The sequence below is a fragment of the Pseudomonas profundi genome (assembly GCF_008638305.1).
Taxonomy (GTDB): domain Bacteria; phylum Pseudomonadota; class Gammaproteobacteria; order Pseudomonadales; family Pseudomonadaceae; genus Halopseudomonas; species Halopseudomonas profundi.
Genome location: NZ_VTPZ01000005.1, coordinates 275,692 through 287,615, shown reverse-complemented (window position 1 = coordinate 287,615; position 11,924 = coordinate 275,692). Strand labels below are relative to the sequence as shown.

Here is an 11,924-nt window from a genome sequence, read left to right as displayed (position 1 = left end):
AGCCTGAAAGGGGTTGTGGTGAACCATAGAATCTCCCACGAGGTAGACCGAGCTACCGTTCAAGATTGGTGCTCGGTTTAGGGTTTCGTAGGAGGGTCGCCCTCGGCCCGACGGCGTCCGCAGGACGCCTGGTTTTAGCGGTGCCTGGAGCTTGCCTGTTGGTCGGCATTACCGCGACGGTTCGGCGATCCAACGGCATTCTTACGGGGGGTTGAGCTTTTTTCGCTCTGTCTCAGTTCTTTTTGCCCGGGGCAAGCCCTTCCACTGGCTCGCCGCCAAGCGTGGCCTCTTTCAGCACGATCTGATAGTGCTGGCCGTCGGTCTCGATCTGGTTCAGGCGTACCAGCAGGTACTGCCAGTCTTTGGCGAACCAGATAGTGGTTTCGCGTTCGGCGTCGGGTTCGCGAACGCGTTCAACTTCAACGGCATCGAACTGGCCAACACGGGTCGTGACCCGATCTTCCCCCACCACACGGAAGTGGTATTCCTCGATATCGTCGCCATCCACCACCCGGTAGCGCATATCGGTCTTGCCATCGATGAGGTCGCGTTGCAATGCGAGCTGGTAGGTGGTCTTGTCGAGCAGGCCGGGTTCGGTCGGAAGGGTAAAACGCTCTTTTTTATGATCGCCCGTTACTACACCGGATTCCCAGTCGAAGTGCTGGGTGGTGGTGCGGCTACGGCCGAGGCCGCGACGCTTGTATTCATATTCGGCCGGGACAATCGCGTCTTCCTGCAACAGGAAGGTGCTTTTCTCGGAGAGCCGGGCGACGAACATACCGGCGTTGAACTCCATGGTCCAGGTGCCGTCTGCGTTTTCCGTGAGTGAATGGTTGGCTTCGCCGTTAAGCGGCACGTTGCGCATATCCGCAGCGTAACTTGCAGTAAAGGGGAGTATTTCCTGGGCACTAGCCATGCTGCTGCCGATTACAAAGGCGAGAGCTGTGAGCCAACTTGCCCGGCGCAACCCGCGTATGTGCCGCTGTCGATCATGCATGTGTATCCCTCAATGTTCGGAGACTGCTGGATGTCCACGGCAGATGGCCACAACACGGACACCAACGGACCCTAGTCAATTTGTTCCGGTTCGATACCTCTGGCCCCAAGGGGCTCGTTATCCAGGCAGGCACGGCTATCAATCAGTCGGAGCCGGCCGCTTGCGAACAGGTTCATCGTTAGAGGATATAGCACATGTTCCTGGTACTGGACTCGCTCGGCCAGGGATTCGGGCGTGTCGCCTGCAATAACCGGAACCCGTGCTTGTACGACCAACGGTCCGCCATCAAGTTCTTCTGTGACGAAATGCACCGTGGCTCCGTGCTCGCTGTCACCCGCTTCCAGCGCACGCTTATGCGTGTGCAGACCCTTGTATTTGGGCAGCAGCGACGGATGGATATTCAGCAGTCGACCATGATAATGACTAACGAATTCCGGCGTGAGGATGCGCATGAAACCGGCAAGGATCAGTAGATCTGGTTGCAACGCGTCCAGAGTGCTGATCATCGCCCGGTCGAAACTCTCGCGGTCCGGGTAGTCTCTGTGGTTGAGTACCAGTGTCTCGATACCCGCGCGCCTGGCGCGTTCCAGCCCAAAGGCCTCGGGCCGGTTGCTCAACACGGCGACGATTTCGCCGTGTTGCCGGTCAAGCTTGTCGATCAATGCCTGCAGATTGCTGCCCGATCCGGAGATCAGCACTACGATACGACAGACCACAGGTCAGTGACCGTTACGCAGGACGACGGCTTCGCCGTTTTCTGCAGCTGCCTCGATCTGGCCGATCACCCAGGGTTGCTCGCCGGATTGCTGCAGGTTCTGCAGAACCGCGTCGGCTTGGTCAGCGCCCACACAGATCACCATGCCTACACCGCAGTTGAGTACCCGGTGCATTTCGGTCTCGTCCACGTTGCCCTGTTCCTGCAGCCAGTTGAATACCGCCGGACGCTCCCAGCTGGACAGATCAATGCTGGCGCCAGCGCCGGCAGGTAGAACGCGCGGAATGTTTTCCAGCAGGCCGCCGCCTGTGATATGCGCCATGGCCTTGACTGCGCCAGTCTGCTTGATCAGTTGCAGCAGGGCTTTGACGTAGATGCGCGTCGGCGCCATAAGCAGTTCGGCCAGTGGCTTGCCGTCCAGCGTGATGTCCGCAATGTCGACATTGGCCGTCTCGATGATCTTGCGAATCAGTGAATAACCGTTGGAATGCGGACCGGAGGAGGGCAGCGCAATGAGGACGTCGCCGGTCTGGACCTTGCTGCCGTCAATGATCTCGGACTTCTCGACCACGCCGACGCAAAAGCCAGCCAGGTCGTAATCGTCGCCTTCATACATGCCGGGCATTTCCGCGGTCTCGCCACCCACCAGCGCGCAGCCGGCCAGTTCGCAGCCAGCACCGATACCAGTCACCACCTGTGCAGCCACATCGATGTTCAGCTTGCCGGTGGCGTAGTAATCCAGGAAGAACAAGGGCTCAGCGCCGCACACGACCAGGTCATTGACACACATTGCCACCAGATCAATGCCGATGGTGTCGTGTTTGCCCAGATCCATCGCTACGCGCAGCTTGGTGCCCACGCCGTCAGTACCGGAGACCAGGACCGGCTTCTTGTACCCTTCGGGAATCTCGCAGAGCGCGCCGAAGCCACCCAGTCCGCCCATGACTTCGGGGCGAGTGGTACGTTTGGCGACATGCTTGATGCGGTCTACCAGAGCGTTCCCAGCGTCGATGTCGACTCCGGCATCCTTGTAGCTGATCGAAGGTTTGGAAGGGTTCTGGCTGCTCATGCGTCGGTCTCGATGGTCGAAAAGGGGGCGAACGGCCAGTGCTCGGAGCGGCCGCGGGGAAGTGGGCTAGTGTACCAATACAACCGCATCAGGACCATGCTCACGATCCCTTCGGTACGTCGAAGTGAAGGCCGCGCCAGCTACGTCCGAGCTCAACAGCAACGGCTCTTGGCGCGGCTTGGTTGCCGCCGCTCCGACGCTTGTTTAATGTATGCGCTTTAATACAGCTGCAGTACTCGCGTCAGCGAGACAAAACCAGCACCAGCCGAGCGGAATCGCCCATGTTTTCTTTGCGCACTGTTGTCATCAGCCTGCTTTCCCTGGTGCTGTGGACGCCTTTCAACCTGTCTGCCGCGGTCCTCGAGGGTTTGTATCGGGTTAACCAGCCACAGGCAGAAGATGCGTCCCGGGACGAGACGCTACGCCAGGCGGCAGAAGTCATGTTCACCCGCGTTGGTGGCGCCAATGTAAACCTGGACAGCGGCCCGGTCGCGAATGCCTTGAACGACCCGCGTGATCTGGTGCGCCGTATCAGCGGGCGGGACGGATCATTGCTCGTTGAGTTTGAGCCCTCCGCCGTACGCCGGGTCATGGTCAGCGGTGGCCTGCCCATGCTGGGGCGCAGTCGCCCCGGCATGCTGGTCTGGGCGGTCGAGGCGCGTACGCTGGGTGATGAACTGATCGGTGCCGGGAGCACATGGGGTGATCGTCTGAAAACCGCAGCAGCCTACCGCGGCGTTGCGTTGAGCTTTCCCATGGGTGACCTCGAAGACCGGGGCATGGTGACTGAAGAGGTCGTTCGCGAGGGCAAGCGCGAGGATTTGCTGGAAGCCAGCGAGCGTTATGCCAGCGAGGGCGTATTGGCGATCGCGTTCACCGCAAACGGGGAGAGCACCCGTGCTGACTGGCATATATGGCTGCATGACCAGGCCTATTCCGGTCGCGCCAGTGGTGATGATCCTGCCGTTGCTGCCGATCAGATAATGCGGGAGGTGGCAGCGGCTGCGTTCGAACAATATGCGGTGCCTGCGGTATCCGAGGATGAGCTGACCCGTTGGACGCTCGTGGTGCAGGACATCAACAGCATCGACGATTACGCAAGCCTGCAGGGCATGCTGCAGCAACTCGGCGGACAGAGCACACCGCAGATGCTCTCGGTGGATACCGACGTGGTGACGGTACGTGTGGATTTCCCTGGCAGCGAGTCACAACTTGAGCGCATGCTGAGCCTTGATCAGCGTCTGGTACGCATACCGGCTCCCGAGCCTGAACCCATCGAGCAAGGGCCCATCCTGCTGCCTGAGCCTGTCACCCAACCGACACCGGTAGAAGGGGTCACTGATGAACAGGGCGCAACAAGTCCAACCGATGACCCGCTGAGCACGGCCGCCGACACGTCGATGGAGACGGCACCGGCTCCGGTGAATGTGCTGCCGGAACCGGTCGAGCCGGATCCCCATACGCTGTATTACCGGTGGCGTTAATCGCTGTGCGATCGCCACGAGGGCAACGCAATGACTTTTGATTCGCGATGGATATGGCTGGCAGGGCTGCTCGCCGCAGTGGCGATGGTGTATTTGCTCAGTCCGATACTGTCGCCTTTTCTGATCGGTATGTTGCTCGCTTATCTCGGCGACCCGCTCGTCGATCGGCTGGAGTCCTACGGCATGTCCCGCGTGGTGGGTGTGCTGGTGGTCTTTGCAGCTGGCGCGGGTGTCCTGACGTTGGCGCTGGTTGTGCTGATTCCGCTACTTGGTAATCAGATTTCCGCGCTACGCGAACAGATACCGGACATGCTGCACTGGATAACCGAGGTTGCGCTGCCCTGGATCCAGGCCAGGACCGGTGTGCCGATTACCGAAGTCAGGCTGTCCGACGTGGGCGAACGCATTCGCGAAAATCTCGGCGAAAATACCGGTGTGGTGGGTGCGGTGCTGGCGCAGGCGACCCGTTCGACCATGGGGCTGCTGACCTGGGTCGTCAATTTCGTGATGATCCCCGTGGTCGGCTTTTACCTGCTCAGGGATTGGGATGTGATTGTTGGGCGTATCAAGGGCCTGCTGCCGCGCGATCATGAGCCCTTGGTGGTCAAACTGGCCCACGATTGCGACGAGGTGCTGGGCGCCTTCATCCGTGGGCAACTGCTGGTCATGCTGGGCCTGGGTATTCTCTATTCACTGGGCCTGTGGGCGGTGGGTCTGGAGCTTGCCTTGCTGATCGGCATGGTTGCTGGTCTGGCGAGCATCGTGCCCTATCTTGGATTCGCCGTAGGCATGGCCGCGGCGCTGGTGGCTGCCATTTTCCAGTTCGGTGATGTAGCGCATCTGGTCGCGGTGGTCGCCGTGTTTACCGTGGCGCAAACCATCGAGGGAACCGTGCTGACGCCCTGGCTGGTGGGCGATCGTATCGGCTTGCACCCGGTGGCGGTGATTTTTGCGGTGCTTGCAGGCGGACACCTGTTCGGCTTCGTCGGTATACTCCTGGCCTTGCCGGTGGCGGCGGTGATCATGGTGCTGGTGCGTCATGCGCATCAGAGCTACCTGGCGTCCGAGACCTACCAGAAATCCGACGATGAAGGGATGATCGAACTGGACGAGTTGAGAGAAGAGTGATGCTACCGGGCCAACCGATGCAGTTGCCATTGGGCGTCAAGCTCAGGGACGAGGCAACCTTCGCCAATTATTTCGCGGGCCCCAATGCGGTGGTCGTTGCGGCTGTGGAAGCCCTTGCTGACCTGGCGTCACCCGCTGCGGAGCAGTGCGTCTATCTGTGGGGCGCGGCGGGCAGCGGCAGGTCGCATTTACTCCAGGCCGCCTGTCACCGCATGGCCGATAACAGCGGACTAGCGATGTACCTGCCGCTGGATGACGTCATGGACCACGGACCGGACATCCTCGAAGGCATGGAACAATTCGATCTGTTATGTCTGGACGGGCTCGATGCGCTCGCCGGTCAGCATGAGTGGGAAGAGGCCTTGTTCCATCTGTACAACCGACTACGCGATCAGGGCGGACGGCTGCTGGTGGCAGCATCGGCAACGCCCCGTGAGCTGGATCTCGAGCTGCCCGATCTGGCGTCGCGTCTGAGTTGGGGCGTGGTCTATCAGTTGCAAGCTCTGGGTGATGAAGACAAACAACGGATGCTCAAGTTGCGTGCGGAACTGCGCGGGCTGCAGCTTCCGGATGAAGTCGCCCGCTATATTCTCAGCCGTGGGTCGCGAGGGATGACGGATATCTTCGCAGCGCTCGAGCTGCTCGATCAGGCTTCGCTGCAAGCCCAGCACAAACTGACCATTCCCTTCGTAAAACGCGTAATGGGTTGGTGATCAGGCCAGGGCCTGATCGCGCATTCTCGCACCAGTCAAACCTCGCCCGCACGCACCCGTTGCGCCTGAAAGGCCCAGCGTATGAAGCCCAGCGCAGCGAGGAAGTATACTGACGAAAACAGCACCAGCAGCCCGCCATAAACCTCACGCCCGGGCTGGAAACAGACCAGTACGCCATGGATGAAGTACAGGTTGATGACGAAGCATAAAAACGCGTAAACCCGCGGCCAACCCATCACTATGCCTGGCAGAAAGATCAGCAGCGGCACCAGCTGTACGCCGAGTATCACCAGCGGATTGGCCCCGTGCAGGTCGGCAAAAAAACCGTTGTAGATGAGTATGGTCAATAACAGTGCCAGGTAACTCACAGTGGCGACTATGCGCGTTGCCCTGACCCGCGGCTCGAGGAAACCCAGGCCGGGCAGCGGCTTATTCCGGGCCATGTGCAGCCCCCGCAGCCAGTTGTTGGGCCAGCACGGCAACGCGGCGGCCTAGCGCCTGGCACAACGCTGCCTCGTGCTGGTCAATCTTGCGTGATCCGTCGGCGCCGGCATGGTGACTGGCACCATAGGGCGTGCCGCCACCTCGGGTTTCGGTCAGAGGGGTTTCGGTATAGGGCAGGCCGACGATCAGCATGCCGTGGTGCAGAAGCGGCAATTGCATCGACAGCAGTGTTGTTTCCTGGCCACCATGCAGGCTGGCCGTGGACGTGAAGGCGGCCGCTGGTTTGCCGGCGAGCGCGCCGGATAACCACAAATTGCTGGTGCCATCGATGAAATATTTCAGCGGTGCCGCCATATTGCCGAAGCGGGTAGGGCTGCCGAGGATCAGGCCCGCACAGTTGCGCAGATCATCTTCGCTGCAGTACATCGCGCCACTTTCCGGAATCTCCGGAGTGCTCTGGCGGTTATCCGCAGACACCGCGGGTACGGTGCGCACCCGCGCTTCCATGCCGCCCCGTTCGACGCCTTCGGCTATCAGTCGCGCCATTTTGGCTGTGGCGCCGTGCCGGCTGTAGTACAACACCAGAACATAAGGTGCGCTCATGCGAACAACTCCAGAACCCGTTCCGGTGGTCGGGCGACAATAACGGTTTCGCCTTTCACTACGATCGGCCGTTCGATCAGCTTGGGATAATCCACCATTGCCTGAACCAGTTGCGCTTCACTCAGGTCAGAATCGTCGAGGTTCAGCTCTTTATAGACATCTTCGCCCTTGCGCATCAGCTCGCGCGCACTCATGTTCAGCTTGGATAGCAGCTCGCTCAGCGTGGCATTGTCCGGCGGCGTTTCGAGGTAGCGGATCACCTCAGCCTCGACGCCCTGCTTTTCGAGTAACTCCAGGGCCTGTCGGGATTTCGAACAGCGGGGGTTGTGATAGATACGCACGACTGCCATGGGGGGTTCTCCGATTCGGTCAGCGATGGCCGGGCCTGGGTGGCTCGCGGCAGGTATGATGGCTATTCTAAGCGTTATAAACCCAGCTGTCAGGGAGCCGTGATGCAGCCTCGATTGGAACAATCGGTGCATTTCTTACGTTATCTGGTCAAACGATTCTTCGTCGATAACTGCATGGAGACAGCAGCTGCTCTGACGTATACGACGCTGTTCGCTGTGGTTCCGATCATGACGGTTACCTACGCGATGCTGGCGGTTATTCCCCAGTTTGGTGACGTCGGCGGACAGATCGAAGATTTCATCTTCCAGAATTTCGTCCCTTCCACCGGCGAAGCGTTGCGCCAGTACCTGTTCAGGTTTTCGGAACAGGCGCGCCAGTTGACCGGGGTGGGCATTGCTACGCTGATGATTACCGCCTTCATCATGATGTTGAAGATCGAGAGCTCGTTCAACGATATCTGGCATGTGCGCCAGCGCCGCCGCGGCATTTCGAGCTTTCTGCTGTACTGGGCGGTACTCAGCCTGGGGCCGCTGCTGCTGGGCGCAGGTTTCGCCGTGAGCACCTACATTGCTTCCATGTCCTTGCTGCGTGAAGGCGCGGTCTTCGCCGAAGCCGGGCGATGGATGCTGAGGTGGGTGCCGTTACTGTTGAGCATGACGGCCTTCACCTTGACCTACATGGCCGTGCCAAACACGCGGGTGCCCTTCAAGCATGCATTGGCAGGCGGTGTCCTGGTGGCGCTGTTGTTCGAGAGTGCCAAGGCCATCTTCGGCCTGTATCTGCGGTTGTTTCCGGGGTATGAACTGATTTACGGCGCCTTCTCGGCGTTCCCGGTGTTTTTGCTGTGGATTTTCATCAGCTGGGTGATCATCCTGTTCGGTGCGGAGCTGGTGGCCAACCTGGCCAACAGTCAGGCCTGGAAGCGGCCCGTATATCCACGGCTGGTCTACCTGCTGGGCTTGTTGCGAATATTTCTCGATGCGCACAGCCGCGGCCAGTCCGTGCACCTGGATCGGGCAAAAGAGGCAGGATGGGAATTTCGCGAAGATGTATGGCTGGAGATGACCGATTGGCTGGAGTCTGAACGCATTATTACCCGGGTGCAGCAGGGTGGTTTTGTTCTGAGCCGTGATCTCGCAGAGATTGATCTGGCTGATTTTCTGGCCAAGGTACCGGAAGCCATCCCCGGGCCGGGTAAAATGCCGCGCCAGCTGGCAGGCGATCCGGCCTGGTATCCGCCTTTCGTTGCCGCTGTCACCGAACTGGAGAATCAGCGCCGGGAGATCATGGGCGGCAGCCTGAAAAGCTGGCTATGTGGCGCCGGACATGCCGGACATGCCGGGCAGCCTGCTCACTCTGGTTATGACAAGGAGACCAAATGATCAAGCTTATTCGACGACTCTGGCCAGTCGGTCTGCTGTTTGCGTTGAGCGCCTGTAGTGGCAATAGCTGGCAGGATCAGCACGGCAACCGGATTACCGAGGAGGAATTGTCCGGGCGCCCGATGCTGGTCAACTATTGGGCGGAGTGGTGCGGGCCTTGTCGGGACGAACTGCCTGAGCTGAATGCCCTGGCCGAGGCGCGGCCGGACGTTGCGGTGCTGGGTATCAATTTTGACGGAATCGACGGAGATGCCCTGACGCAGCTTAGCGACGAAATGGGCATTCGCTTTCCGGTACTGGGGAAGGATTTTGCCGAAACAATGCAGCTGGAGCATCCACAGGTCTTGCCGACCACCTATTTGCTGGATGAGCAAGGGCAGGTGATCCGTACGTTGCAGGGTCCGCAGGATGAGGCGGCCTTGTTGGCAGCGCTGAGCGAGGCGGACCGGGCTCCGTGAATTGATTAACCGATAATCGAGATGCCCCTAAGCACAGCTATGAGTTGAACGATTCTCCGGGAAGGTCGGGCGCCAGCTCGACCTTAGGTGTTGCGGGCGAGCGTTATTGGCTGGCCTGCCGGCCAGCGTCGTGCCGAGGGCGACACGCCCACCGGTATGTGCACGGCGCTACTCTGCTCATTGTAGGAGGGTCGCCCCCGGCCCGACGGCGTCTGCGAGACGCCCCGGGGTTAGACCGAAATGCCTCAATCCTTGACGTACCAGTAGCTGTACCAGTAATCCTGCACTTTGTCCGGATATTTATGGCTGCCGAGGCTGCCGTTATAACGGCCGAGGGCCCGTCGCAGATTGCCTTTTTCAAGGTCCAGATAGTATTTGAGGATAGTGCAGCCGTAGCGCAGGTTGGTCGCCAGATCGATCAGATTGTCTTCCGGACGCCCCAGCTCGTTCTTCCAGAACGGCATGACCTGCATGACGCCCTGCGCGCCAACACGCGACAGGGCGTAACGATCGAACAGACTTTCCACATGAATGACGGCCAGTACCAGGTCCGGCTTGAGGCCGGCGCGGGTCGCCTGGCTGTGAACCTGACGCAGGAAGTGCAGCCGCTCCCTTTCATCGGGCAGGTAATGGCGCATGCGCGTGGACATGTCGAGCAGCCAGACTTCAGCATCGAAGCGATCATCAAAACTGTCGGCTTCGGCAATCGCTTCAATGAGTGCAGCCTTGAGCGCCGGGTCAACCGCGGCCGGCGCATTGGCAGAAGCGCCGGACCAGGGCCCGAGAAGCAGGGCGGTCACTATCCATGTGGCCAGCCGGATCATGGCTGTGATCAGGCCCTGTTGATCTGTCCGAGCAGAAAATCGTGCATTTCTGCGACGGGCAGGTTCTGTGCGTCCTTGTCCCGGCGGTACTTGTATTCCAGCTGGCCTTCAGCAAGGCCGCGATCGCTGATCACAACGCGGTGCGGTATGCCGATCAGGTCCATGTCGGCAAACTTGACGCCAGGGCTGGTCTTCTTGTCGCGGTCATCCATCAGCACATCGATACCGGCCTGCTGCAGCGCTGCGTAGAGCTCTTCGGTTTTCTCGCGCACTGCTTCCGAGCTTTCCATTTTCATCGGGATCAACGCCACCTGGAAGGGCGCCAGGGCGTCCGGCCAGAGAATGCCGCGGTCATCGTAATTCTGCTCGATAGCCGAGGCGACAACGCGGGATACACCAATGCCATAGCAACCCATGGTCAGGGTAGTGGTCTTGCCCTGTTCGTTCAGCACCTGGCAGTTCATCGCTTCGCTGTATTTACGGCCAAGCTGGAAGATGTGCCCCACCTCAATGCCGCGCTTGATGACCAAGGTGCCATTGCCGTCCGGACTGGTATCGCCCTCGACCACATTGCGCAGATCGGCCACTTCGCTGAACTGGGCGTCGCGTTCCCAGTTCACGCCTGTGAAGTGCTTGCCGTCTTCGTTCGCGCCGCACACGAAATCGGCCAGCCAGGCTGCGCTATGGTCGGCGATAACCGTGATGCTGAGCCCGACCGGACCAATCGAGCCGGGTTTGCAGCCGATTACCTGCTGGATCTGCTGCTCGCTGGCAAAGGTCAGGGGCGCGTGGACAGCCGGATGGTTCTCGGCCTTGATCTCATTGAGTTCGTGGTCGCCGCGCAGGATCAGCGCAACCAGCGGCTGCGGCTTGTCCTTTTCGGCAGCGCCGAGCACGATAAGCGTCTTCACAGACTGCTGTGCCGGAACCTTGAGGAACTGGCTGACCGCCTCGATAGTGAGCTGGTCGGGGGTATCTACCACCTGACGCTCCTGGCTGGCAGCCGGGCGATCACCCGAGGGCGCCTGGGCTGTGGCTTTTTCCATGTTTGCGGCGTAGGAGCCGGAATCCGAAAAAACGATGGCGTCTTCACCGGACTCGGCCAGTACATGGAATTCATGCGAGCCTTCACCACCGATGGAGCCGTTGTCGGCCACTACCGGGCGAAAATCCAGGCCCAGGCGGCTGAAAATATTGCAGTAGGCCTGATACATAACATCGTAGGTTTGCTGCAGTGAAGCCTGGTCCATGTGGAACGAATAGGCGTCCTTCATGGTGAATTCGCGGGCGCGCATCAAACCGAAGCGGGGGCGGATCTCGTCGCGGAATTTGGTTTGCACCTGATACAGGTTGAGCGGCAATTGTTTATAACTGCTGATCTCGTTGCGTGCGAGCTCGGTAATGATCTCTTCATGCGTCGGACCCACGCAGAATTCGCGGTCGTGGCGATCCTTCAGGCGCAGCAGTTCGGGGCCGTACTGTTCCCAGCGGCCGGACTCCTGCCAGAGTTCGGCGGGCTGGATGGCCGGCATCAGTACTTCCAGAGCGCCGGCGTTGTCCATCTCTTCGCGGACAATTTTCTCGACTTTACGCAGTACCCGCAGCCCCATCGGAAGCCAGGTGTACAGGCCGGAGGCGATCTTGCGAATCATGCCGGCGCGCAACATCAGTTGATGGCTAATGACCGTAGCGTCCGCGGGTGTTTCCTTGAGGGTGGAGATCAGATATTTGCTGGTACGCATAGGGAAGGAGGGTC

Annotated in this window: 13 protein-coding genes; 5 read left to right on the top strand and 8 right to left on the bottom strand. The window is 59.9% G+C overall.

The genetic code is table 11. The features are described 5' to 3' along the window. Window positions 1–232 precede the first annotated feature (232 nt). The 3 genes from FZE95_RS09425 to purM form a co-directional block, all read right to left on the bottom strand. On the bottom strand, window positions 233–997 hold the full coding sequence (locus tag FZE95_RS09425; RefSeq protein ID WP_223825017.1) for a DUF3108 domain-containing protein: 765 nt from the start codon (window positions 995–997) through the stop codon (window positions 233–235). A 71-nt stretch (window positions 998–1,068) separates the two neighbouring features. Next, window positions 1,069–1,713, bottom strand: coding sequence for a phosphoribosylglycinamide formyltransferase (gene purN / locus FZE95_RS09420; RefSeq protein ID WP_150300603.1), 645 nt, complete (start codon window positions 1,711–1,713; stop codon window positions 1,069–1,071). Between the two features lie 3 nt (window positions 1,714–1,716). After that, window positions 1,717–2,781 (bottom strand): phosphoribosylformylglycinamidine cyclo-ligase, encoded by a 1,065-nt coding sequence (gene purM, locus FZE95_RS09415; RefSeq protein WP_150300601.1) that lies wholly within the window; start codon window positions 2,779–2,781, stop codon window positions 1,717–1,719. 281 nt (window positions 2,782–3,062) lie between these two features. On the opposite strand from purM, the gene FZE95_RS09410 reads away from it, so the two are divergent. From FZE95_RS09410 to hda, 3 genes are read left to right on the top strand one after another with little or no spacing between them, the layout of a single operon-like run. Next, window positions 3,063–4,265: a DUF2066 domain-containing protein gene (locus tag FZE95_RS09410; RefSeq protein ID WP_150300599.1), complete on the top strand. Its 1,203-nt coding sequence runs from the start codon at window positions 3,063–3,065 to the stop codon at window positions 4,263–4,265. Window positions 4,266–4,295: 30 nt separating this feature from the next. Then, the gene (locus tag FZE95_RS09405; RefSeq protein WP_150300598.1) at window positions 4,296–5,393 is read left to right on the top strand and encodes an AI-2E family transporter; all 1,098 of its coding nucleotides are present in this window, start codon (window positions 4,296–4,298) and stop codon (window positions 5,391–5,393) included. A gap of 17 nt (window positions 5,394–5,410) precedes the next feature. Then, window positions 5,411–6,106: a DnaA regulatory inactivator Hda gene (hda, locus tag FZE95_RS09400; RefSeq protein WP_223825016.1), complete on the top strand. Its 696-nt coding sequence runs from the start codon at window positions 5,411–5,413 to the stop codon at window positions 6,104–6,106. A 35-nt stretch (window positions 6,107–6,141) separates the two neighbouring features. Here hda and FZE95_RS09395 read toward each other — a convergent pair whose 3' ends face one another. Genes FZE95_RS09395 through arsC form a run of 3 tightly spaced genes read right to left on the bottom strand, consistent with a single transcriptional unit; the run spans window position 6,142 to window position 7,503 of the window. Then, the gene (locus tag FZE95_RS09395) at window positions 6,142–6,549 is read right to left on the bottom strand and encodes a DUF2069 domain-containing protein (protein ID WP_150300596.1); all 408 of its coding nucleotides are present in this window, start codon (window positions 6,547–6,549) and stop codon (window positions 6,142–6,144) included. After that, window positions 6,536–7,153, bottom strand: a complete 618-nt coding sequence (gene wrbA, locus FZE95_RS09390) for an NAD(P)H:quinone oxidoreductase (protein ID WP_150300595.1) — start codon at window positions 7,151–7,153, stop codon at window positions 6,536–6,538. The genes FZE95_RS09395 and wrbA overlap by 14 nt, the downstream gene beginning before the upstream one ends. After that, window positions 7,150–7,503 (bottom strand): arsenate reductase (glutaredoxin), encoded by a 354-nt coding sequence (gene arsC / locus FZE95_RS09385; RefSeq protein WP_150300594.1) that lies wholly within the window; start codon window positions 7,501–7,503, stop codon window positions 7,150–7,152. Before arsC ends, wrbA begins: the two co-directional genes overlap by 4 nt. A gap of 102 nt (window positions 7,504–7,605) precedes the next feature. On the opposite strand from arsC, the gene FZE95_RS09380 reads away from it, so the two are divergent. Both FZE95_RS09380 and FZE95_RS09375 read left to right on the top strand, forming a co-directional pair. After that, window positions 7,606–8,886 carry a YihY family inner membrane protein gene (locus tag FZE95_RS09380; RefSeq protein WP_150300592.1) on the top strand — a complete coding sequence of 427 codons (1,281 nt, stop codon included), beginning with the start codon at window positions 7,606–7,608 and terminating at the stop codon, window positions 8,884–8,886. Further along, the gene (locus tag FZE95_RS09375) at window positions 8,883–9,344 is read left to right on the top strand and encodes a TlpA disulfide reductase family protein (RefSeq protein ID WP_150300591.1); all 462 of its coding nucleotides are present in this window, start codon (window positions 8,883–8,885) and stop codon (window positions 9,342–9,344) included. The genes FZE95_RS09380 and FZE95_RS09375 overlap by 4 nt, the downstream gene beginning before the upstream one ends. Window positions 9,345–9,589: 245 nt before the next feature. On the opposite strand, the gene FZE95_RS09370 is transcribed toward FZE95_RS09375, so the two are convergent. Both FZE95_RS09370 and FZE95_RS09365 read right to left on the bottom strand, forming a co-directional pair. Next, the gene (locus tag FZE95_RS09370; RefSeq protein ID WP_150300588.1) at window positions 9,590–10,168 is read right to left on the bottom strand and encodes a lytic transglycosylase domain-containing protein; all 579 of its coding nucleotides are present in this window, start codon (window positions 10,166–10,168) and stop codon (window positions 9,590–9,592) included. An 8-nt stretch (window positions 10,169–10,176) separates the two neighbouring features. After that, window positions 10,177–11,910, bottom strand: a complete 1,734-nt coding sequence (locus FZE95_RS09365; protein WP_150300587.1) for a proline--tRNA ligase — start codon at window positions 11,908–11,910, stop codon at window positions 10,177–10,179. Window positions 11,911–11,924: the final 14 nt, after the last annotated feature.